Source organism: Leptolyngbya sp. GB1-A1 (assembly GCF_039962475.1).
Taxonomy (GTDB): Bacteria; Cyanobacteriota; Cyanobacteriia; order Elainellales; family Elainellaceae; genus Leptolyngbya_A.
The window spans coordinates 1-21,377 of sequence record NZ_JAMPLI010000031.1 but is presented as its reverse complement, the minus strand read 5'-3'; the positions used below and the strand labels follow the sequence as shown (position 1 = coordinate 21,377).

Here is a 21,377-nt window from a genome sequence, read left to right as displayed (position 1 = left end):
ACGGTCAGCCTCAGTTCAAGGTTTTGCAGCCCCCCACACCCTCAAAAGGGGGGACTTTATAAGGTTGAGCAGACCTAGGCTGACTGCCGATCGATCCATTCTAAAATTCGATTCCATGCCCACCACGGGTCACGATCGCCGAAGCGACGTTGGCAGGCTTTGCTGCTGAAATAGCCCACATGACCCCCATATTGGGTCAACATCAGATCGATCGCTTCATTTGACGCGCAGGCAGCCTGGAGATCAGGAACGATCGTCGGGTCAAACAACGGATCGTCTGTTGCATACAGAATCAGCGTTGGCTTGGTCAGGTGAGGCAGCAGGGGTAAAGGACTACTGGCATCGTAGTACGCCTCAACCGAGGGAAAGCCTAATGGTTTAATCACCAGTTCGTGATCAAAGCCCCAGATACTATTTGCCCGATCGATCGCCGCTGGATCGAGACTGCCCGGATGATATTGCCGAATTTCTAGGGCAAGCTGCTTGAGGGCACGGGCGATTCCCCGTTCCAGATATTTTCCCAATGGATCATTCATCAGGTAGGCAAGCGATCGGTGGGAATCCAGACTGGGACAAATCACCGCTCCACCTCTTAGATCGGACGGCTCAATGCCCAAATCGGCAAAATTCTCAGCGTGAGATGCTTCCTGAATGCCCCAGAGCGCAAGCTGACCGCCCAATGAGTAGCCTGTAAACCAGAAAGGCGGCGGACAGCCCAACGCTTTTGCCTTTGCCGCGATGTGAACGAAATCTTGCCCTTCATAGATTCCATCAGAAGTGAGCGTCGGCGACAGCTCTGCTGTTTTGCCATGTGCCCGCCAGTCGAATAAGACGACCGCATAGCCCTGAGCAAATGCCTTGCGTCCGAGAAGTTGCAGAAACCACTGATTTTCCAGCGTGCCCGTAATTCCGTAAGTTCCCACGATTGTCCCCTTAGGCGACTCTGGAACTGCCACCCATCCGAAAATTGGCACATTACCCTGCCCCAGAAATATCTGGGATCGATAGGAAGGCTCAGGGTCAATCGTCCACTGTTGCCACTGACGACTCGCTTGCAGGGCTATGAATACCGTCATCGCATAGCCATTGCGTAAGCCCCACGGCGGCAAAAAAGAAGTATCCAGAACACCTGAATTTTTGAGGGAACTCATTAAACTCCTGACGGTTCAAGGGCTTGTTTCACCTGACGCAAAATTCGGGCACGACTGGCGATCGTCGCCGTTTCGCCTTCAAGCTGCACATAGATTTTACTGGGCGATAGGGTTCCTGCCGATCGCTCAAAAGTCAAAACCTCACCTTCTTCTGCCGTTTTTTCGTATCCCATCTGGCTCAGCGTACTTTCAAGCTGATTTACAAATTTCTTTCTGCTTGCAACTGAAACCGTCAGCGTGGTCGTACGGTTGAAAGAGGTTCCCAGCCCCCCTGCAATCAGTCCGGCGATCACCCCCAGGATCTGCGGTACGCCTGTTTCTGAACCAAAATGCAACCCTCGAATTGTGACAAAACCGACAATGACTGCTGTTGCTGTGAAGTAGTAGAGAAACGTAGGCAGTACACCAGGTCCAAATTGCATTGCGGGTAATTCCTAACTTCATTGTTTTTATAGCGTTTTTTGGGGAGGGGTGAGTCGGTGGGTAGGTGAGCGAGTGTACCTAGATACCCAACTTATCCGATAAACTTACTGGACTTTCTGTTGGCGATCGGTTAGTCTCAAATCCATAGTTGAGTATCCTGATTGATTTACCGTATTTTGGAGGGCAAAGATGTTTCAGATTCGTAAACTGCGGCGATTTATGGCGCTGCTGCTGGCTGGGGTTAGCTTGAGCATTAGCCTTGCGGCCTGCACAGGCAGCGGAACAACCCAAACCACTGCATCTGGAGACGGCAATTCAGCAGGTCAGCCTGCCGAGCTAACGTTTGTCTCTTTTGCGGTAACTCAGGCTGCTTACGAAAAGATCATTCCGCTGTTTACGAATAAATGGAAGCAGGAACATAACCAGGACGTAACCTTTAACCAGAGCTACGGCGGTTCCGGTTCTCAAACTCGCGCGGTTATTGATGGACTGGAAGCCGATGTGGTTGCGCTGGCACTGGCACTCGATACACAGAAAATCGAGAAAGCAGGACTGATTGAGTCAGGTTGGGAAAAAGAACTACCCAACGACAGCATCGTGACGAAATCGGTGATTGCGCTGGTAACTCGCGAAGGCAATCCCAAGAATGTGAGATCCTGGCAAGACTTAACCCGCAGCGATGTAAAAGTGATCACGGCGAATCCGAAAACTTCTGGAGGTGCGCGCTGGAACTTCCTAGGACTGTGGGGTTCGGTGTCACAAAACGCTGAAGATGCGAAGGCACTGCAATACGCCACTGATGTTTTCAAGAACGTGCCCGTGCTACCCAAAGATGCTCGCGAATCAACTGATGTCTTCTTTAAGCAAAAGCAGGGCGATGTGCTGCTGAACTACGAGAACGAAGTGCTGCTGGCGAAACAAAAAGGCGAAGTGCTGCCCTATGTGATTCCTGACCCCAATATTTCGATCGACAATCCCATTGCAGTAGTCGATACCAATGTAGACAAGCACGGCACCAGGGAAGTTGCAGAAGCGTTTGTGCAGTTCCTTTACACCCCTGAGGCGCAGCGTGAGTTCGCGAAGGTTGGCTTCCGTCCTGTAGATACTTCCGTTGCTCAGGAGTTTGCCAGCGAATACCCCAAAATCAAAAATCTAAGCACTGTGCAGAATTTTGGCGGCTGGAGCCAGGTGCAGGAAAAGTTCTTCGATGATGGAGCTGCCTTTGACAAGATTCAGGCACAGGCTGGACAAGGCTAGTTTAGCAAGTACCAGTTATTTGCTCTGATTGTGGTGCCCAATCTTTTGAGCTTGCCACTCAGAACATCGCGTCAGATTCTCCTCTCTTTAGGACTCGATCGCTTTACTCTCAACGAGTGGGGCGATCGATTCTTTAGGCGGGTTAGAAGCTATTGCAGGCATCCTCTCCCGGTTTCGATATCCTGCTGCTTAAGAGAAATCCGTTTTGTATTAGGTTTAAAAGGGACAAAGGATAGATCATTCGCCTCATAAGTTATAAACTATAAGCAATATCGATAAGTATAGTTACTTACTGTTTGTGATCCGGTCTTCGTGTACTGGACGCAGATTTTGAACTGCTGATCTCCTGTCCATCTCGCCAAGCCGTTTGTTGAATAGAGGAAGTCATGGCTGTCGCAACAACCCAATCGATTGAGGAATTGTGTGTTAATTCGATTCGCTTTTTAGCAGTCGATGCCGTTGAAAAGGCGAAATCGGGTCATCCCGGACTGCCTATGGGAGCTGCGCCGATGGCGTTTGTCCTGTGGGATCAGTTCATGCGGTTTAATCCCAAGAATCCCAAGTGGTACAACCGCGATCGGTTTGTGCTGTCTGCTGGACACGGCTGTATGTTGCAGTATGCCCTGATGCATCTGACGGGCTATGACAGCGTGACGCTGGACGATCTCAAGAGTTTCCGTCAGTGGGAGTCGAAAACCCCTGGACACCCAGAGAACTTTGAAACGCTCGGAGTCGAAGTGACCACAGGTCCGCTGGGGCAGGGCATTGCAAATGCGGTGGGTCTGGCAATGGCAGAGGCACACATGGCGGCTCGCTTTAATAAGCCCGACAGCACGATTGTTGATCACTATACCTATGTGATTCTGGGCGACGGCTGCAACATGGAAGGCGTTTCCGGTGAGGCTTGCTCGCTGGCAGGGCACCTGGGACTGGGCAAGCTGATCGCGCTGTACGACGACAACCATATTTCGATCGACGGCTCCACCGATGTGTCGTTCACCGAAGACGTGAGCAAGCGGTTTGAGGCGTATGGCTGGCACACAATCCACGTTGAAAACGGCAATACCGACCTGAAGGCGATTGCGGCGGCGATCGAAGAAGCGAAGAAAGTCACCGACAAACCGACGATGATCAAGGTGACAACGACGATCGGCTATGGATCGCCCAACAAGGCAAATACGGCAGGCGTTCACGGTTCTCCGCTGGGCGGCGACGAAATTCAACTTACCCGCGACAAGCTGGGCTGGACCTATGGCTCGTTTGAAGTGCCCGAAGACGCGCTGAACCACTTCCGTCAGGCAGTCGATCGCGGAGCCAGCCTGGAAGCCGAGTGGAACGAAACCTTTGCCCAGTACAAAACCAAGTACGCAGACGAAGCGGCTGAGTTTGAGCGCATGATCAGCGGCAAGTTGCCCGAAGGCTGGGACAAAGCTCTGCCTGTCTACAGCCCGGAAGACAAAGCACTGGCAACCCGTCAAACTTCAGAAAAAACGCTGAATGCCCTGGCTCCAGCACTGCCGGAACTGGTTGGCGGCTCGGCAGACCTGACCCACTCCAATCTCACCTATCTAAAGGGTTTTGGCGACTTCCAGAAAGGCAGCTTCGGCGGACGCAACCTCCGCTTTGGGGTACGGGAACACGGCATGGGCGCGATCTGCAACGGCATGGCCCTGCACGGATCGGGTTTGATTCCTTACGGCGCAACCTTCCTGGTGTTTACCGACTATATGCGGGCGGCAATTCGTTTGTCTGCGCTGTCACGCTGCGGCGTGATCTGGGTCATGACCCACGATTCGATCGCCCTGGGCGAAGATGGCCCGACGCACCAGCCGGTGGAGACGATCGCCTCACTGCGAACCATTCCGAATCTGACGGTGTTCCGTCCGGCTGACGGTAACGAAACCTCTGCGGCCTACAAAGTAGCAGTGGAGTACGCGAATCAGCACCGCCCGACGTTGATGGCAATGTCGCGTCAGGGTTTGCCCAACTTGGGTGGGTCGATCGAGCAGGCGACGAAGGGCGCGTATGTGTTGTCCGACAGCGAAGGCACACCGGATATTATCCTGATCGGCACGGGCAGCGAAGTTTCCCTCTGCGTTAAAGCGGCTGATCAGCTTCGGGGCGAAGGCAAGAAGGTGCGCGTCGTCTCCATGCCGTCGTGGGAAGTGTTTGAAGAGCAGGATGCCGCCTACAAAGAGTCCGTTCTGCCAAAGAACGTGAAGAAGCGGTTGGCAGTGGAAGCCGGAATCAGCTTTGGCTGGTGTCGCTATGTCGGCAGCGAAGGCGATACGGTCAGCATCGATCGCTTTGGCGCATCGGCTCCGGGTAGCGTGTGTATGGAGAAGTTTGGCTTCACCGTTGATAACGTGGTGAGCAAAGCAAAAGCTCTGCTGGGCTAAAGCAGTTTCATTGCTACATCTCCAATGAAATAACAGGGTGGGCTAATTGCCTGCCCTTTTTTTGGCGATCGTGAGAATAGCAACCCATGCAGAAAAACCTGTAATACTAAAACTGAAACCGTTTTACATTCTCAATCGCCCGTGTCTCAAGCTTCTGACCTCACTGCTCCTAAGCTGGATTTAAACCAGCCGCAGGTGTTTCGCCTGTCACCCCTGATTCGGCTGACACTGCTGTTGCTCTACATTGCGCTGACGCTGCCCCTACCGTTTCTGGCAGATGTGACCGAGGCTTCGGTGTCACCCCGACTGCTGGCGATCGGTTTAGTCGTTGGGTTGGGGCTGCTGTATGTCGCGCTAACCGAGCGGGTGACGGTGGACGAGCAGGGCATTCGGGTGAGCTATCCGGGCTGGATTTCTTGGTTATGGCGCAGGGGATGGTCGCTTCAGTGGTCAGAGATTCAGGCGTTGAAGCCGCGATCGACCGGACAGGGCGGTATTGTTTATTACTTTCTTAGCCGGAGCAGTGATACGGAGCAGTTCCCCTATCAAGGTAAGCGGGCGTATCTGCTGCCGATGCGAATTGTCGGCTTTGCTCAGCTCGTTCGGATTGTGGAAGCCAAAACGGGAATTGATACGCGAGATGTCAAGCCTCTGGCACAGCCCTGGATGTATCTGATTTTGCTGCTGTTGACCCTAATGCTGCTGGCAATCGATGCCTGGACGATCACCACTGCGCTAGGGCAAGCATAATGCGATCGGCTGAAACCAATCCGCTTTTGCAATTAGAGCAGGTGAGCCTGCAAACGGGAATTGGGGCGCATTACCTGCTGCAAGACGTTTCATTTCAGGTATTTTCGGGCGATCGGGTGGCGATCGTGGGCGCGTCGGGCGCGGGCAAAACGACGCTGCTGCGGGTGCTGAATCGGCTAAGCGAAGTTTCTCAGGGGCAGGTGTTTTTTCAGCAGCAAGAAATTCGGCAAATTCCCCCGGTTGAGCTTCGGCAGCAGGTGGTGCTGGTTCTTCAAGAATCAAAATTGCTTGGAATGACGGTACGCGCCGCTTTGAAATATCCGCTCCAGCTTCGCAAATTGCCCCAGCGCGAGATTGAACAACGAATGCAGCTCTGGCTGGAACGACTGCACATTCCGCAAGAGTGGCTGGAGCGATCGGAGATTCAGCTTTCGGTGGGACAACGACAGCTTGTAGCGATCGCTCGAGCATTAATGACTCAGCCAAAGGTGCTTTTGCTGGACGAGCCGACTTCTGCCCTTGATGCTGGACGCGCCCAAAATTTGCTGGAGGTGCTGAACGATCTTTCACAGACAGAAGGCACGGCAATTTTGATGGTGAATCATCAGCTTGAGCTGGCGCAGCAGTTTTGCACCCGGATGCTCTTGCTCGATCGCGGTCGATTAGCCGCTGATGCCCCGATCGATCGCCTTGACTGGCACGAGGTGAAAGAAACTCTCCTTCAGAGGGAAGTCGAAGCAACGGAAGAGTGGGAGTAAGATTAGGATTCAGATCGTTAATCGAGATCCTGTTATGACTTCCGCATCAGAGCAGTATCGGGAAATCGTTCGGCACTATGCTCCTAACGGGCTAATCTCGCCTGATGTCCGGCAAATTCTAGAGCGACAACAACGTTATCTAAAGCTATTAAGCCAGGAAGCTGAGGCGATCGAGCGATCGGTTTTACAGTTAGACTTTCAGGCGGATTCACAGACAGATTTGCAGGCGAATTCAAACTCGGATTCACAGGCGGATTTCCAGACGAGCTTTCAGAAGGACTTGCAGACAAGTTCACCGTTAGATTCACAAACGGATTTACCGTTAGATTCGCAGACGGATTCGCAGACGGATTCGCAGACAGATTCGCAGACAGATTCACTATTAGATTCACAGTCTGCCCAACAGCCCGATCCCAGTCCAGTTTTGCTTGCTGAACACAACCTCGATCAAGCGACCCATCAAAACAGCCCAGTTGCACCTACTCTAGAAAATTTGGCAGCACCCGCGAACGCTAGTCCTTCAGAGACTCACACTGCGCCAGAACCAGAGCCAGCAGCGGTCACGCCTGAGGAGCTGTCCAATCCAGAAGCCATTTCTCGTTATCAAGCTGCTTTTGCCCAGGCAATTCGGTTTCAGTTTCCGCTGAACGAAGTGCTGAAGTTAGGCTTGCGATCGTTGCAGCAAACGCTAAATCTGACCGATCAGCATGTAGAGGCGATCGAAATTCGCAGCCTTGAGGCACTGGACGCAGAGCAGCAGCAGTACAAAGCAAACCTTGAGAAATATCGAGAAGAGTTTGAGGGTTCGAGAGCTTTTTTATATAGCGAGTCAGTGCAGGATGAGCTGTGGGAGCTTCAGCGCAAGCTCAAACTTCGGAGTGAAGATGTGCTGAGGCTAGAACGGGAAGTCATGCAGGACGCAAGGCGCGATAGCCATCATGAGGCTTTTCCGCCGATCGAAGATTCCTTTGCCTCGGCAGGCATTCAGGCTCTCGAAGACAAAATTAAAGATGAATTGTTTAACCCCACAAATTCTGAACCCGGTCATAGCACGTCTCGCCCCTTAGTTTCAACCGCTCACCTGAAGCCCGAAACGCGAGTGACCGAAGAAGCGGATGTCCTTTTCGCTGATAGTTCGTTGAATCAATCTCAACCTGGGTCCAAGGTCAGCGCAAATGCGAATGCTAAACCGAATACCCAGGAGAAAAATTCAGGCTCTCAGGAAGGTTCTACAGTTGGTTCTACAATTATCGTTCAATCGGAGCTGGAGCAAGCTTTTCAGGAATTAGAAAAGCATTTAGGCAAGGAAGGACAGCGCGACTGGTGGGAAGCAGACCAGATAACCTTCGAGATTTTGCTCAAGCTTTCCCCCAATCCCTCCCTGAACTGGCTCAATATGCAGGCGATCGAAACAATAACGCAGAACGATGCCCTGGAGCGAATCGATCGCCTATGGAGTGTTGCAAGCGAAGGCAGATACGGCTTATTCGCTCAGCAAGAGGTCTATAAGAAAGTGATCAAAGACCTGCAAGACGAGCATCAAAGCAAGCTGAAAGGCGATCGCTTACAGCAGCTTTATATCCAGGAATTTGTACGACGAATTGGTTGGTGGGATAATCGGCTGCAATTTCTCAAGTTTTACAAATGGCTCGATTTCCATGCAGATCTGGCAAGCCGTCCTGATATTCCGGCGGGGCAGTTTCCGGCTTACTGGTTCTGGGTAATTCCGCGTCCATACGCCTTTCAGCTTGGTGGCATCGGGTTCGGACAGGGAGGCTGGCGCGTTGATGTGTCGCGCTTACGGGCATGGATGACCCGGCTGAGAAACTGCAAGCTAGAGCCGTATGAAAAATATGTTGCTTCTCCGTCCCAAAAACCTACGGCGAACTCATCGTTTGAGGATCTGCCGGACCTGTGAGACTTGAGGGGGAAGGGTTGACCGCCGGATCAGGAATGGTTTTCGGTTCCAGCGTGGGATCGGCAACCAGGGCAGGAGTAGGCTGAAACACATCCGTTCCCAGTCGAATCGTCACATCGGAATCTAGATCTCCGGTACTTTCGACCAGCACCTCCCCAAAGCCCAGACTTTGCCGGACTGCCTCAGCACTGGCAACATCGCCCCCCTGCGCCACAATTTGAGTTATCGTCAAGGGTTCGTTCCAGGGCTGATCAAGGTAGACATTCGCATAGCCGCCCGTTTTTAGCGTGGTCATGAGCTGATCGATTGCCCGATCGTTTCCGGTGCTGTTTTGTACCACAATCTGGGCAGTGGTCGGCGTGTGGGCAATGGTGCTGCTGGCAGCAGGGAGACCAAAATACTGCTGCATCATTTGAGCAATCTTGGCTTGGCTGGGCAGCCAGTAGCTCGCCTCAAACTCAGCACTGGAGCTAAAGCCACCCGGCAGCATCAGCATTTTCACGTTTGGACGATTTGTTTGAGCTGTGAATCCTGCCAGAGCAACCAGTTCTTCAACGTTTAGATTAGTATCCAGATTCGATTGAATCACGGAAAGCACCTGCGGCATTTTGGCAAGCGTGACAGGTTTAATCGCCTGTTCTACCAGTGCTCGCAGAAACATTTGCTGTCGCTGCACCCGCCCAATATCACCAAACTGGTCGTAGCGAAACCGGAGAAACTGAACTGCCTGATTACCGTTTAACCGCTGCTCACCCTGCTTGAGATTGATATAAAGATGCTGTGAATCGTCTTTGTACGACATATCCTGCGGCACGTTGATCTTTACACCGCCCAGTGCATCGATCAGTTTTTCAACCCCCTGCACGTTGATTCGCACATAGCGATCGATTTTGACGCCGCCCAGCAAGTCTGTCACCGATCGGGCAGCAAGTGCCGGACCGCCGTAAACATTGGCTTCATTGAGCTTGGTTAAGCCTGCACCATCGATCCACGTGCGAGTGTCACGCGGCAGAGAAAGCACTGTAAGCTGATGAGTCTGAGGATCAAACCGCACCAGCAGCATCGAGTCTGATAAGCCATCCAACGAGTTCACGACGGCGTGATACCGCAAATCGCGCACCTCAGGCGGCGGATCCGAGATCTCGGAAGACAGCACCTTAATCCCCAGCACCAGCACAGTCACCGGACGGGTCAACTGCGGTAACTGCAAATTCGTCCCGCTGGCGATCGGCTCATCCTGATTAAACGCTTTTGCGTCTTCCGCACTGAGCTTACTCTGCATCAGCGGTGTGCCAGAAATTGCTACTGCCAGCAGCGCACCCGCCGAAGCCGAAACTGCCGCCACCACCGTCAGCCCCACCGTCAACCCCAGCCAACGCCATTTGCCCGACCCGAAGCCGTTTTTCTTCGGCAATTCCTCTGCTGAAGCTGGCTCAACTCTCTCCGAAGTCTCTGCCCCCGGACTGGTTGCCGAATTTGCAGCGATCGGGTTCACACAGACCGGATTAGTATTCATCGAATCTAAATGATCCTCTAAATGATCCGCCTTGTCCGACTTAGCACCCATCTGATTGGAGGCAGCAGGAGTTGAAGCCACAGACGAACCACGAGACTGTTTTTGATTCTGGAAATCAGCGGGCAGAGAATCAGGTGAATTGCCAGCAGCGTTGGCAGCAGAATTATTCAGCGACAGGAAGTTTTTCACACTCAGCAACTTTTCAATCAGCACAGAATCGCTATACCTGGTGTAACTATAGGCGCATTATCACCAAGTTGACCCAATTCTAGAAGAAGATTTGCATTGCGATGAAAAAACTTTGCATTAGAGCTGGAATTTAATCGATTCTTTAATCAATTCCTTCTCAGCAAATCGAGCGGCTGCCGTCGCCAGAGCCGAACCATCAGCCAAAGATTGGTCAAGAAATAGCCCGAAGTTAGCAGGCTTGCCAGGATCAGCAAAGGCACGATCGCCGCCTGATGAGTCTGCACTCCCACTTGCAACAGCAAATTTCCTACTAGCCAGCCCAGCGCGAGTTTTACGGCAAGCTGACTGGTCTGACGCTGTTCCCTTGTGCCGTTTCTGCAATAGAGCGTCCAGAGTGCCGGGAAAAAACCAACGATCGGAACGAGGCAGAGAAACATTTGCAGACGTTGAAGGTTTGCCTCACCGTAACGATCGTTCTCCATCCTGATTTCTCCCATTTGATTACTTTTGCTTAGGTTAATGACTGAATCGTGCCGATAAATAGAATCGTGCCCGTTTGCTCGTCCCAGATTGCACAAAGGAAAGGACGATCGATCGTCATTTGAAAGGGCGGCTGGGGTAAAGCAGCACGAACGGCAACGGCAACTGAGGTAGCAGCAGCGGCTTCGGTTCCTTCTTCGTTCACTTCCAGCAGGGTTTTGTGCTGCACATCGCTAATATAGGCAGGCAAAGAACTCATTTCACCAAAATTGGCTTGCCGATCGTCAAACACGAGTTCCATACCAATCGTCTTCAGAGACTCGACCAAACTCGTGCCATATTCCACCTTAAAGCGCGGAAGCTGTACTGTACCAGGACGCGAAGAAAATTGATTCATCCAGGTTTCCCAGTGGCTATGGCTCAAGCTTTGGGTCAATTGGTTCAGGCTGCTGGTCGGTTTCGGCAAAAAAATTGCCATCTGCCAGCGTTCGTTGCCGTAGGGTAGCCGCACTGCCTGAAACTGCTCAGTTTCTAGATAGTGAAACTTTCCCCGCTTTGTCATTAAAGGCTGCGTGATCGTCGTGCCGTCTCCCTGGTGAAAAGGGCGATCGAGCGTTTCATCAGGATTAAATGGATTTGTCCATTTGCCTTTGAAATAAATTGCGTTAATCAAAAACAAAATATCGTTGGGATTCATTTGATTCAAAATCTTGTCGATCTTGCCTTGCGTCTGCTGATTCACCCAGTGATTAATGCGATCGATTGCACCCGGATCATTAAAGTTCAGATCCGTAACTTCTGCACCATAAAATTCCTGATTGCGCTTCAGAAACACCGGATTGAAATTGATGCCCGATCGTCCCCAGAGGGAATTTGCCACTGTTAGCTGCACTGCCGGGTCAGAACTTGTCCAGGCTTCCAGCAAGGCACGGTTTGCCTGATTAATTTCCGCTAGACTCATGCCCTGCATTTCCAGCGCGTTTTGCATGGCTTCCTGAGTCGCTGCACTTGCGCCGTTGTAAGTCATGCTGAGGGCGATCGATACGCTGCTCGGCGAAATCAAAACATTCTCACCCTGGTTTTGCTCTAGCAACTGGGCAAACAGCTTGAAACCAAAGCGCGTATTCGCTGCGACAAATGCTGGATCCACCGTCGAAGTTTGCATCGATGAAGGGGAGGGAGAAGGTGGCTGAGCCGTTGCCTGCTGTGGAATCTGTACTGCCCAATCGCCCACGATGCCAAGCAGTATAGTGCTAATCACAATGACCATCAGCCGTTGCGTTACAGAATAAAGCATTTGTCGCCTCCGGTAAGTCGCCCGTTTTCAGGTTCTCTTTCACATTAAAGTGAGACCTGCAAAGTGAGACCCGCAAAGTGAGACTTGCAGGTAGAGACACGGTACATTCGGGAAAGCTAGCCTCAGTCTCGTTTTCTTTCCTATCTTTTTCCGAGTTCCTACTTCATGGTTCCTCAATTCCGTGCTGCTGAGCCTCGATCGTTGGTTGATCTACGCCACTACGATCAGTCCCACTTCGATCGCGGCCGATCGGGCTGGATAATTTTGCTGTGGTGGTTTTTGCAGGCGATCGTTTTTCCAATCACGCCCCATTCGCTGCATCTACCGAGGATCTGGCTCTTGAGGTTATTTGGTGCAGCGATCGGGGAAGGCGTCATGATTCGTCCGACCGCACGATTTACCTATCCGTGGAAAGTCAGCATCGGCGACTGGAGCTGGATTGGCGATGATGTGGTGATTTACAGCCTCGATCGCGTTCACATTGGCTCCCACTGCGTCATCTCACAAAAAAGCTACCTTTGCACCGGTAGCCATGATATTCGCGATCGGGCTTTTGCCCTTAAAACGGCTCCAATCGCGATCGAAGATGGGGCTTGGATTGCGGCAGATTGCTTTATCACGCCTGGAGTGACGATCGGGGCAAATGCGGTGATTGGGGCAAGAAGTACCGTCTTCAAATCTATGCCAGAGCAAATGGTTTGCTGGGGAAACCCGTGCCAGCCCCAATCCAGACGCGAACTGACCTAAGAAATTAGCTCCAGAAATTAGCTCCTGAAACTAGCTCAAGAAATTAACTCAGGCTGCATATCTTCCGGTGCGTCTGCGGCTCCGCCATTGAGCGAGGGTTCAGGCTGGAGCGGGTCAGCTTCGGGCAATCCCAGTACTCGACGATATGCCCGATCGTATTCCACCGCTGACTTTTCCCAGCCAAAGTTTTGCGCCATACCGCGCTGCTGTAGCTCTCGCCACTGGTCTTTAAAGTGATATGCCTCGTAAGCCCGCACCATACTGGTAAACAGATCTAGCGGCTCGTAGCGATCGAAGCAGTAGCCTGTGCCTTCATGCTCCATCGAGTTATTGTGCGTCACCGTATCAACCAGTCCACCGGTTCGCCGCACGATCGGCACAGAGCCATAACGCAGGGCAATGAGCTGGCTAATGCCGCAAGGCTCAAACCGAGAAGGCATCAGGAAGGCATCGCTTCCGGCATAAACGCGCCGTGCCAGAGTGTCGTTGTGTAGCAAATAGGCGGCAACCCGTCCGGGAAAGCGTGAAGCCAACTGCCAGAGCTGAGTTTCGTAATAGCGATCGCCCGTTCCCAGCACCACAAACTGTGCGTCTGTGTAGGAGATGAAGCGATCCATTACCTGAATAATCAGATCCAAGCCTTTTTGCTCGACCAGTCGGGACACCATGCCGACGAGAAACGCATTGGAATTGACTTCCAGCCCCAGTTCTTCTTGCAGCGCGATCTTGTTGGAGAGCTTATCGTCCAGTTTTTCAGCAGAATAGTTTTCCTGAATGCGGCGATCGGTTTCGGGGTTAAACAGGTCGCGATCGATGCCGTTGAGAATGCCAACAAGCTTACCGCTAACAAAAGATAGTAAACCCTCAAGCTGTTCTCCGTAGGCAGGGGTTTTAATCTGATCAGCATAGGTGGGAGAGACAGTTGTTACTAAATCAGCAAACTGAACTGCCGCTGCCATCGTGTTGTGTCCCTGCATATACCACGGACACCAGGCAAACTGCTCCAGCCGCCACCGCCACGGACCCTGATATGCCAGGTTGTGAATCGTAAAGATAGTTTTAATATCGGGTGTTTCATGCATCCACACTGGGATCATGCCTGTGTGCCAGTCGTGGCAGTGGATGATGTCAGGCTTCCAATAGTTCCAGCAAAACTCAGCCGCTCCATTGGCAAACAGCGTGAACCGCCAGTCTTCATCTTCACCAAAATAGACTTGGCGCGGAGCGAAGGAGGGATGGGAAAACAGGTAAAGCGGCACCTCTGAGTTGGGCAGCTTTGACTCGAAGACCTGAAATTCTTGAAACATCGCAGTTCCCTTCCAGAGGGGCTGCTTCGGAACTTTGATTTTGTCCGAGACAAAGCCGTAATAGGGCATGAAGACTCGCACATCGTGCCCCATTTTTTGCAGCACCTTAGGAAGTGCGCCTACGACATCTCCCATGCCGCCCACTTTGGCAATCGGAGCCGCTTCCGCCGCTACAAACAGAATCCGCATACTCGCCTTGTGTCCCCTGCAATGAAAGAACCTGTGACTCTCGATTTCCCCTAAGGGGAACTGCTTTACATCGCTTAAAAACCGAGAGTTTTACAGTCCTTATCAATCTACAACAATCCAGGGACAAAACCGCGATCGATTCTATGGGGCTGTCTTGCAGGAGAACTCATAAAGCCTTTGATTCCCCCTAACCTCCTTGGGAAAAAGGAGAATTGAAAAAGGAGAACCGAACCTGTTGAAAGCTCTTATGCAGCAAAAGGTTCTTTAAAAACTCAAAGTCCCCCTTTTGGAGGGGGATTAAGGAGAATCTCAATTCTGCCGTTTAGGGTTAAGCTTCTGGACGAACCTCAGCAAAAATCTGCTGAAGAATTTCGGTCGCGCCCTGATCCCGGAGCTGATGAGCAAGCTGAATCCCGATCGCCTCCGCGTCTGTGGCTGCACCCGTTACGGTGTCTTTGATCAGGCGTTGTCCATCGACGCTAGCAACCATACCTGTTAATGTCAGCGAATCGCCATTGAGAGTGGTGTTGACACCGATCGGAACCTGACACCCGCCTTCGAGTTCGCGTAGGAATGCCCGCTCCGCATAGCAGCGATAGGCTGTGGGCTGGTGTTGCAGAAGCTTCAGCAGATTCAGAATTTCCGGATCGTTGGTACGGCACTCAATTCCTAGCGCACCCTGGCCAACCGCATGAAGCGACACTTCTGAAGAGATGACCTGATGAACCCGATCGCCCATGCCCAAGCGCCGCAGTCCAGCAACCGCCAGGATAATGGCATCAAATTCGCCCGAATCCAGCTTTTGCAAGCGGGTATTCAGGTTGCCGCGAATGTCTTTGAACGCCAGGTGGGGGTAGTGATGGCGCAACTGTGCCAATCGCCGGAGGGAAGACGTTCCCACGACGGTTCCTTCGGGCAGCGTATCAAGCTGTTTGTCTTTAAACTTTTCATGCACCACAAGGGCATCTGCCGGATCTTCCCGTTCAGTGACGCAGCCCAGCATTAAGCCTTCGGGTAGACGAGTCGGCAAATCTTTAAGCGAGTGGACAGCAAAGTCGATGTCTCCGTTCAACATTCCGACTTCGAGTTCTTTCGTAAACAGTCCCTTATCGCCAATTTTGGACAGTGCCACGTCCAGGATTTTATCGCCCTGGGTACTCATGGTATGAACTTCAAAATTGCGATCACTAAATAGTCTCTGGAGTTCTGCTTGAACCCAGTGGGTTTGAACAAGGGCGAGCTGACTCTTGCGGGAGCCGATGCGAATGGAACGGGGAAGACTTGCAACCATTTTTGTAAAGGGTTATCTCGAAAGACTGCGAAATGTTAATAAAGGCAGGGCTTTTTCCGCCTAAATCAGCTTACCGCAGTGTGTACCCGATCGTGGGGGCAGAGTATCGAGAGGAAATTAGTTGTAACAAGGAGTTTGTATCCGATCGCTTGACAGCTTTTAATGTCTATTCTTTACTTAACTTGAAACTTTTTTCCTTTCATAAAGGCATGACAATCCGTTGGGTTGCTGTCATTGATTGCTTCACAAGCTTCGGAGGAGCCGTCGCGCTGAAGGGTTTTTTCGTTCAGCCCCTGCCCAAAGTTTGAGCAAAATCTGAAGTTTGAGTAAAATCTGAAGTTTGAGCAAAATCTGTATCAGTTCGGGTTTTTCTTTATCGATTCCGCTTGATTAACAATCAACAAAATAGGAGATAAGAACTCGATGAATTTCCTCATTCCCTTTCTGATTGGCGTTGCCGTCACCGCCATTAGCTTGCTGATTATTTCAAAGATTCCCTTTATCGGGGTCGAGGTCGATAATGTGGGCAAGGCTCTGACTGCGGGTGTCGTGTTTGGCGTGCTGAACTGGCTGCTGGGTTGGATTGCAGGTTCCACAATTCTAAATGTTTTGACGCTGGGCATTCTCTGGCTAGTTGTCAACACAATTGTTTTTGGTTTATCTGCAAAGCTCGTTGAAGGCTTCCGTTTGCGTTTGGGAATTTGGAGTGCAATTCTGGGAGCGATCGCCCTCACCATTGTCAATTCCATTTTGTTTAATATTCTGAGCAGCATTTTCCGGCTTGCCGTTCGCGCCTAGCGATCGTTACTCTTAGAGCTGAATTGACTGCAAGGCTAGCCTCGCTCACTTTCACACCGAAGGTAAGCGGGGCTTATTTAATCCATTTTTTTACAGTTCTAGCGTCCACCGTAAGCGGCGATCGGCTCCTTAATAAACCGAATATAGAAATGGCGAAACGTAGACTTCAGTACACGCGGCAGTCCGAAGTCGATCGGCATCAGTTTTTCGGGCAGCTTCCAGTCTGTGACGCGCAGTTCCGCAGGGGTGAGCGCAGGAAACTCAATTTGGTCTAAATCTGGACAAAAGCCCAGCCGTATCGAAGCTGCCACCGTTGGAATCATGGCAGGATCAGCACTCAGCACTTCCACTAACGCCCGATCGACTGCAAACACATTCGCCGATGCCGCTAAAACTCCAAGCGGTCGAGGTTCGCCACCGCTGGGTCCGTTGCCTTCGTGCCCAATAATGCCGTCCACGATCGTCAAATCAGGAGCAATTGCCCTTGCCGTTTCTGCCAGCATATTGCTAAACCGCACCCTGTCTTTTCCGGCTTCCATATGCCACCAAGCTTTCATCTTGCCAGGAACGCAGCCAAACAGATTTTTTACGCCCATGGTCAGGGTGAGCTGAACATGAGATTTAATTTTTGGCAGATTGATGACGACATCTGCCTCGATCGCCTCTTTGCTCAACAACAGGTGATTAAACTCCTTGCTCACCGTTTCGTAGCGTTGACCCTGAAAGTCGATAATCGATAGATTTAGCTCCTCCAAAATTGGTGCATAACCATTTGCCACAGCAACTCCCTTCGCGCTGCCAAATGCCGGACTGTCCCCTAAAAAAGGCTCACCCCCCGCTTCCTGCACCAGTTTTGCCACCCAGTAAACCACTTCTGGTCGAGTCGTACATTCCTTGCCCGGACGTGCCCCGGTCAGCAAGTTGGGCTTAAGCAGCACTCGATCGCCGGGTTTCACGAATGCACTCATTCCTCCTAATGGCTCTAGCAGGGCACGCAGAGCCGCTTCTAATGGCGATCGATCGTAGGACGCTGCCCGAACCAGACTAACGGTTGCTTTGTGAGGCTGCTGATTAGACATCGTATTGCTCCTAAGGGTGGGTTGTAGAAGACCTGCTAGCGCGATCGATTTAAAGCCGTCACTCGCTCCACGTCTGAGAAAATACCTTCTCCCTGAAGCTGAGCAAGGGTGGGCTTCACTTCAACTTTGGTCACGTTTGCAATATTGATCATGACCGTTTGCTCTGGCAAGTTCAAAATCCACCAATCGCGCTGGAGCAAGTGCCGCACTTCGAGCTGTAGCCCCTGCGGAGTCGTATTGTCGATCGACTCGAACAAGTTAAACGACTCGGTGTGACCGTTGAGGTAGTGGAAGGTGATTTGAGTTGTCGTGGTGTTTTGGCTGTGCATAGAGAGGGGTGAGTTGGGGATGAGGGATCAGGGGAGGGAAGGGGGAAACTTAATCTTTGTGAGACAGTTTTCTTTGTGAGACAGTTTTTTGATTGGCACTCTCGCTATGCTGAGGCGATCGATTGAGGAATCGTTGGGATCAAGGGATTTCTTAGGGTTTGGTGCATTCCGCCCAAAGGTATCTGTTTCGGGAACTTGGTACGGGGGAAAAATCGTCCTTTCTCTTCAAGTTAATTCTTTCGCTTCAATTACAAATTTCTATAGAGAGACCTTGTTCCCGCACTGAGTTTTCCATATAATGAATGTTCAGAAACTTCTGAAACTTCAGAAGGTTAGATAAGAAGTATTCAAGAATTCTTCAGGGTCAACCCCTTAAGGCGGCATCCTAACAGGGCAGCATACTGCTAGCAACGTTCAAGCCCTTCTAAATCTTTAGAATTAGTTGGCTTTCAACGTTCAAAGTTTTCTAAAACTTCAGAATAAGCGGATCTCAGTAATCGTGCCAACCAAGGCTCAGACAGTTTAAGAACCTAAGAACCTCCAGCCCAGAGCGAACGCATTGCTTATTCACCTTCAATTAACATTGGGGAACATCTCACAAATGACAGCGTCACATCATACTGGAATCCCACAGAGCCGAGTTCTGTCCATGAGTAGCGAATCTCTTCCTGTGTCCTGGTCAGCGGTTGAGGCAATTGCCCCCCAGGCTGCTATGCCAGTTGAAAAACTGTCTAACTTCGACCTAATTTTGCAATGCCAGGAAGGTCTACGTCCTGGAAAAGCTGTCTTCGCTGAACTGATTCGTCGCTATCACTCCCATGTCGAAAAGGTGCTTTATCACCTTGCCCCTGACTGGACTGATCGGGCAGACTTGTCTCAGGAAGTGTGGATTCGGGTCTACCGGAATATTAAGCGGCTTCAGGAACCCGGAAAGTTTCGGGGCTGGCTGAGCCGGATCGCGACCAATCTATTTTACGACGAGCTGCGAAAGCGGAAGCGGGTTAATGCGCCTTTGTCATTAGATGCACCGCTTAGCGTAGAAGACGGAGAAATGGATTGGGAGATTGCCTCAGACGATCCGGGCCCGGCAGAGCAACTGGCAACGCAGGAATTTTACGATCAGCTCCGGTCAGCAATTGCTGACCTACCGGAAGTCTTTCGGACTACGATCGTCCTGCGTGAGATTGAAGGCATGGCATATGAGGAAATCGCCGAAATCACAGGCGTTACCCTCGGAACCGTCAAATCTCGCATTGCCAGAGCGCGACAACGCCTCCAGTCTCAGCTTCAGGGCTATTTGGAGGACTAGTTGCCTCAGCTAGCGGTCTAAAGAAACTGTAAAGAAACTGTGATGCTCTTTACGATGCATGACATTCTGTTTCGCTACAGTCTATTTATTGATGTCACTCACCCGATCGCTAGCCTGTAATAGAGGTAGCTGTTTAGCGTAGTATCCTGCTGATGGGTGCAATATTTGAGGCTGAATAGCTTGGTTCTCGTACTAACTGCTTGAGACGCTGAAAATGTCTAACTTTGACGAATTCGATCGCTTAAATCCCCACCCTAAACAGGGACAAAACCCTGAGCCACTGCCGTCTGTTATAAGCGATAACCTGACAAAGCGCGATCGATTTGAGCTGTTAAGTGCCTATCTGGACGGAGAAGTCACTGCTACAGAACGCCGTCAGATCGAAGCATGGCTGAAAACTGACTACAAAACACAGCAGTTGTACGCCCGCCTGCTGAAGCTGCGCCAGGGTCTACGCGCGCTGCCGATGCCCCCTTCCGAGCAGCCCGTAGAACAAGTCGTTCAGCAGGTTTCTGCGAAGCTGCACCGCACTCCGAAGCGGCTTATTTGGGGCGGACTGGCATTCGCCGCGCTGGTTGTGGGTTCTGTGGTCGGCACACTGCCCCGCGAGTTTGGCTCACCCCAGATGGCAAACGCCCCTCAAAATTCTGAGCGGGCAATTCCCCAAGATGGCTTGATGATCGCGCTCGATCGCCCGGTGATTGAAATCCCCAAAGCAGCCGTTTCTAGCCCTAATCCGGCAATGAAGCAAAGTACGCTGCAATAAACGGGCAGTGAATTAGGAACAGTGGTCGATCGAGTTTCGATGCCAGCTTCCTTCAGGTAAAATCACTCCTCCCAGACGTTCAGCCTGCTCCTGGGTCATCTCATAGACCCACGCCCAGCCCAACGGCTGCTGATGCAGGTCAAACGTCTGGATTTCTTTGCGCTGATATTCGTTTTGCTCGATCGGGCGATCGGGCATATAGTCTTCGAGTTGATCCAGCAAGTTCAGCACTTCTGGATCTTCAAAGGTAAACACATATCCCCGAACTGGATGATTGCCGGGAACGATCGCCGGATAGCCCATCGGCAAATCATAAAGCTGAGCGTAGACGATCGCTTCCTGCATTGCCGTGAGATAGGCAGCACAGTAGCGATCGAAGTATTGTTCTCCCGGCTTCAGGCTTCCGTACACAAAGACTTGCAGCATTGTCTTGGATCGTTAGCTTGTGCTGCTATTTTAATAGTTTGCTATTTGCTGCTGGATCGCAGCCCCTATTTTGCTGTCAAAGTCTGGGGCATTGATGGTTGTGACGATAGGACATGAACGCTCCCTAGGCCTTGCCAAATACGCTTGAAAAGCCGCAGTATCTTCTCGATGAGTCAGGAAAATAACGCCTCAACTCCTGGTATGACATTGCCGCATAATCCACTGAACTCATTACAGCACCTCCCCAGTTGGAGCCACTTCGAACTCAACTTCCTCGTTTTGCCCTGCTAAAACATACAGATTTTGGGTTCAATCGTCGATACAAACAAGACGAATGGGTTAAAGCATCGAGTAGGTCAAATAGTAGCTAATTCGATACAAGCATCCCAACTGTACAGTCGTTGGCATTCCACTCTTTAAGGAAGATTTCTTTAGTATAGCTAGCTCTATTTGTCCGCTCGAATGCTATAAACCACTTGTGGTTAACTGTTTTATGTCTCGTCCTTCACTTTGAGGGGCAAATCATCGCCCTGAATTGCCTTATCAATCGATCGCCCACAGGCAAGCACTTCCTTAAATGCAAGTTCATCCTTAAAAGACTCGGTGATAGATTAGAGCCAGTTATTCGATTAAAGTTATTCGCTTAAGAAGTTGCAGCCTGTTTCTGCAACTCAGCGATCGCCCTTTCTACTGCTGCAAGCCGTTCTTCTAAAGAAATAGGTAACTCACCACCGGAATTTAAGGATTAACTATTTATTCAGCAGAGTTGTCGGGAAATAAGAACAGAGCTAGCCAATGCGACCTTTCAAGTTCTTCCTATGCCGCAGTCAGGTAGAAGTTCCATAATCCTGCTGCGGTTAGCATAAGGTGATCATCAAACTCCGCTTTTCGATTGCGATAGATAGCGCTCACCGCGTTGTAACGCTTGACTCCAGCAAACGCATTTTCACAGACCACTCGCGATTGACTTAAGGCTCGATTCTCCTCCTTTTGCTGCG

20 protein-coding genes are annotated in these 21,377 nt (G+C 51.2%); 9 read left to right on the top strand and 11 right to left on the bottom strand.

Annotation, left to right across the window (positions count from 1 at the left end):
• Window positions 1-74: 74 nt before the first annotated feature.
• Together NDI45_RS22020 and NDI45_RS22015 are read right to left on the bottom strand one after the other, a co-directional pair.
• Window positions 75-1,151 carry an alpha/beta fold hydrolase gene (locus NDI45_RS22020; RefSeq protein WP_348248738.1) on the bottom strand — a complete coding sequence of 359 codons (1,077 nt, stop codon included), beginning with the start codon at window positions 1,149-1,151 and terminating at the stop codon, window positions 75-77.
• Window positions 1,151-1,573, bottom strand: coding sequence for a hypothetical protein (locus tag NDI45_RS22015; RefSeq protein ID WP_190792484.1), 423 nt, complete (start codon window positions 1,571-1,573; stop codon window positions 1,151-1,153). The genes NDI45_RS22020 and NDI45_RS22015 overlap by 1 nt, the downstream gene beginning before the upstream one ends.
• A gap of 190 nt (window positions 1,574-1,763) precedes the next feature.
• On the opposite strand from NDI45_RS22015, the gene NDI45_RS22010 reads away from it, so the two are divergent.
• From NDI45_RS22010 to NDI45_RS21990, 5 genes are all read left to right on the top strand, one after another.
• Window positions 1,764-2,831, top strand: a complete 1,068-nt coding sequence (locus tag NDI45_RS22010) for a sulfate ABC transporter substrate-binding protein (RefSeq protein ID WP_348248736.1) — start codon at window positions 1,764-1,766, stop codon at window positions 2,829-2,831.
• A gap of 386 nt (window positions 2,832-3,217) precedes the next feature.
• Complete coding sequence (gene tkt, locus NDI45_RS22005) at window positions 3,218-5,230, top strand: transketolase (RefSeq protein WP_348248734.1); 2,013 nt, start codon at window positions 3,218-3,220, stop codon at window positions 5,228-5,230.
• A gap of 141 nt (window positions 5,231-5,371) precedes the next feature.
• The gene (locus NDI45_RS22000; RefSeq protein ID WP_348248732.1) at window positions 5,372-5,980 is read left to right on the top strand and encodes a hypothetical protein; all 609 of its coding nucleotides are present in this window, start codon (window positions 5,372-5,374) and stop codon (window positions 5,978-5,980) included.
• A complete protein-coding gene (locus NDI45_RS21995; protein ID WP_348248730.1) occupies window positions 5,980-6,738 on the top strand; it encodes an ATP-binding cassette domain-containing protein in 759 nt (252 codons plus the stop codon). Before NDI45_RS22000 ends, NDI45_RS21995 begins: the two co-directional genes overlap by 1 nt.
• Before the next feature lie 34 nt (window positions 6,739-6,772).
• Entirely contained in the window at window positions 6,773-8,656 is a 1,884-nt protein-coding gene (locus tag NDI45_RS21990) for a GUN4 domain-containing protein (protein WP_348248728.1), read from the top strand.
• Here NDI45_RS21990 and NDI45_RS21985 read toward each other — a convergent pair.
• From NDI45_RS21985 to NDI45_RS21975, 3 genes are all read right to left on the bottom strand, one after another.
• The gene (locus NDI45_RS21985; protein ID WP_347277873.1) at window positions 8,616-10,385 is read right to left on the bottom strand and encodes an LCP family protein; all 1,770 of its coding nucleotides are present in this window, start codon (window positions 10,383-10,385) and stop codon (window positions 8,616-8,618) included. The genes NDI45_RS21990 and NDI45_RS21985 overlap by 41 nt on opposite strands.
• A gap of 122 nt (window positions 10,386-10,507) precedes the next feature.
• The gene (locus NDI45_RS21980; RefSeq protein ID WP_190791967.1) at window positions 10,508-10,843 is read right to left on the bottom strand and encodes a hypothetical protein; all 336 of its coding nucleotides are present in this window, start codon (window positions 10,841-10,843) and stop codon (window positions 10,508-10,510) included.
• A gap of 29 nt (window positions 10,844-10,872) precedes the next feature.
• Entirely contained in the window at window positions 10,873-12,138 is a 1,266-nt protein-coding gene (locus tag NDI45_RS21975; protein ID WP_348248726.1) for a serpin family protein, read from the bottom strand.
• 165 nt (window positions 12,139-12,303) lie between these two features.
• Between NDI45_RS21975 and hpsU the strand changes: the two genes are divergently transcribed.
• Window positions 12,304-12,885 carry a hormogonium polysaccharide biosynthesis acetyltransferase HpsU gene (hpsU, locus tag NDI45_RS21970; protein WP_348248724.1) on the top strand — a complete coding sequence of 194 codons (582 nt, stop codon included), beginning with the start codon at window positions 12,304-12,306 and terminating at the stop codon, window positions 12,883-12,885.
• 35 nt (window positions 12,886-12,920) lie between these two features.
• On the opposite strand, the gene glgA is transcribed toward hpsU, so the two are convergent.
• Together glgA and hemC are read right to left on the bottom strand one after the other, a co-directional pair.
• Window positions 12,921-14,381, bottom strand: a complete 1,461-nt coding sequence (glgA, locus tag NDI45_RS21965) for a glycogen synthase GlgA (RefSeq protein ID WP_190791970.1) — start codon at window positions 14,379-14,381, stop codon at window positions 12,921-12,923.
• Between the two features lie 328 nt (window positions 14,382-14,709).
• Complete coding sequence (gene hemC, locus NDI45_RS21960) at window positions 14,710-15,672, bottom strand: hydroxymethylbilane synthase (protein ID WP_190791971.1); 963 nt, start codon at window positions 15,670-15,672, stop codon at window positions 14,710-14,712.
• Between the two features lie 423 nt (window positions 15,673-16,095).
• Between hemC and NDI45_RS21955 the strand changes: the two genes are divergently transcribed.
• On the top strand, window positions 16,096-16,470 hold the full coding sequence (locus NDI45_RS21955) for a phage holin family protein (protein WP_190791050.1): 375 nt from the start codon (window positions 16,096-16,098) through the stop codon (window positions 16,468-16,470).
• 98 nt (window positions 16,471-16,568) lie between these two features.
• Here the strand turns inward: NDI45_RS21955 and NDI45_RS21950 are convergent, their stop codons facing one another.
• Both NDI45_RS21950 and NDI45_RS21945 read right to left on the bottom strand, forming a co-directional pair.
• The gene (locus tag NDI45_RS21950) at window positions 16,569-17,549 is read right to left on the bottom strand and encodes a DUF362 domain-containing protein (RefSeq protein WP_190791051.1); all 981 of its coding nucleotides are present in this window, start codon (window positions 17,547-17,549) and stop codon (window positions 16,569-16,571) included.
• 35 nt (window positions 17,550-17,584) lie between these two features.
• Complete coding sequence (locus NDI45_RS21945; RefSeq protein WP_190791052.1) at window positions 17,585-17,878, bottom strand: hypothetical protein; 294 nt, start codon at window positions 17,876-17,878, stop codon at window positions 17,585-17,587.
• Between the two features lie 649 nt (window positions 17,879-18,527).
• Here NDI45_RS21945 and NDI45_RS21940 point away from each other — a divergent pair.
• Together NDI45_RS21940 and NDI45_RS21935 are read left to right on the top strand one after the other, a co-directional pair.
• Complete coding sequence (locus NDI45_RS21940) at window positions 18,528-19,187, top strand: sigma-70 family RNA polymerase sigma factor (protein WP_348248720.1); 660 nt, start codon at window positions 18,528-18,530, stop codon at window positions 19,185-19,187.
• 214 nt (window positions 19,188-19,401) lie between these two features.
• The gene (locus NDI45_RS21935; RefSeq protein WP_190789597.1) at window positions 19,402-19,953 is read left to right on the top strand and encodes a zf-HC2 domain-containing protein; all 552 of its coding nucleotides are present in this window, start codon (window positions 19,402-19,404) and stop codon (window positions 19,951-19,953) included.
• A gap of 12 nt (window positions 19,954-19,965) precedes the next feature.
• On the opposite strand, the gene NDI45_RS21930 is transcribed toward NDI45_RS21935, so the two are convergent.
• Window positions 19,966-20,379, bottom strand: a complete 414-nt coding sequence (locus tag NDI45_RS21930) for a gamma-glutamylcyclotransferase (RefSeq protein ID WP_348248718.1) — start codon at window positions 20,377-20,379, stop codon at window positions 19,966-19,968.
• An 816-nt stretch (window positions 20,380-21,195) separates the two neighbouring features.
• Window positions 21,196-21,377, bottom strand: a 182-nt coding sequence (locus NDI45_RS21925) for a transposase family protein (RefSeq protein ID WP_348248716.1), incomplete at its 5' end; no start/stop codon positions are given.

Excerpts from the sequence above, each read along its gene's own strand:
- NDI45_RS21955 (WP_190791050.1), top strand. The coding sequence starts at position 16,096 with ATGAATTTCCTCATTCCCTTTCTGATTGGCGTTGCCGTCACCGCCATT.
- NDI45_RS21995 (WP_348248730.1), top strand. The coding sequence starts at position 5,980 with ATGCGATCGGCTGAAACCAATCCGCTTTTGCAATTAGAGCAGGTGAGC.
- NDI45_RS22020 (WP_348248738.1), bottom strand. The coding sequence starts at position 1,151 with ATGAGTTCCCTCAAAAATTCAGGTGTTCTGGATACTTCTTTTTTGCCG.
- NDI45_RS22010 (WP_348248736.1), top strand. The coding sequence starts at position 1,764 with ATGTTTCAGATTCGTAAACTGCGGCGATTTATGGCGCTGCTGCTGGCT.
- tkt (WP_348248734.1), top strand. The coding sequence starts at position 3,218 with ATGGCTGTCGCAACAACCCAATCGATTGAGGAATTGTGTGTTAATTCG.
- NDI45_RS21945 (WP_190791052.1), bottom strand. The coding sequence starts at position 17,878 with ATGCACAGCCAAAACACCACGACAACTCAAATCACCTTCCACTACCTC.
- glgA (WP_190791970.1), bottom strand. The coding sequence starts at position 14,381 with ATGCGGATTCTGTTTGTAGCGGCGGAAGCGGCTCCGATTGCCAAAGTG.
- NDI45_RS21980 (WP_190791967.1), bottom strand. The coding sequence starts at position 10,843 with ATGGAGAACGATCGTTACGGTGAGGCAAACCTTCAACGTCTGCAAATG.
- NDI45_RS21950 (WP_190791051.1), bottom strand. The coding sequence starts at position 17,549 with ATGTCTAATCAGCAGCCTCACAAAGCAACCGTTAGTCTGGTTCGGGCA.
- NDI45_RS21930 (WP_348248718.1), bottom strand. The coding sequence starts at position 20,379 with ATGCTGCAAGTCTTTGTGTACGGAAGCCTGAAGCCGGGAGAACAATAC.
- NDI45_RS21990 (WP_348248728.1), top strand. The coding sequence starts at position 6,773 with ATGACTTCCGCATCAGAGCAGTATCGGGAAATCGTTCGGCACTATGCT.
- NDI45_RS21975 (WP_348248726.1), bottom strand. The coding sequence starts at position 12,138 with ATGCTTTATTCTGTAACGCAACGGCTGATGGTCATTGTGATTAGCACT.
- hpsU (WP_348248724.1), top strand. The coding sequence starts at position 12,304 with ATGGTTCCTCAATTCCGTGCTGCTGAGCCTCGATCGTTGGTTGATCTA.
- NDI45_RS22015 (WP_190792484.1), bottom strand. The coding sequence starts at position 1,573 with ATGCAATTTGGACCTGGTGTACTGCCTACGTTTCTCTACTACTTCACA.
- NDI45_RS21935 (WP_190789597.1), top strand. The coding sequence starts at position 19,402 with ATGTCTAACTTTGACGAATTCGATCGCTTAAATCCCCACCCTAAACAG.
- NDI45_RS21940 (WP_348248720.1), top strand. The coding sequence starts at position 18,528 with ATGAGTAGCGAATCTCTTCCTGTGTCCTGGTCAGCGGTTGAGGCAATT.
- hemC (WP_190791971.1), bottom strand. The coding sequence starts at position 15,672 with ATGGTTGCAAGTCTTCCCCGTTCCATTCGCATCGGCTCCCGCAAGAGT.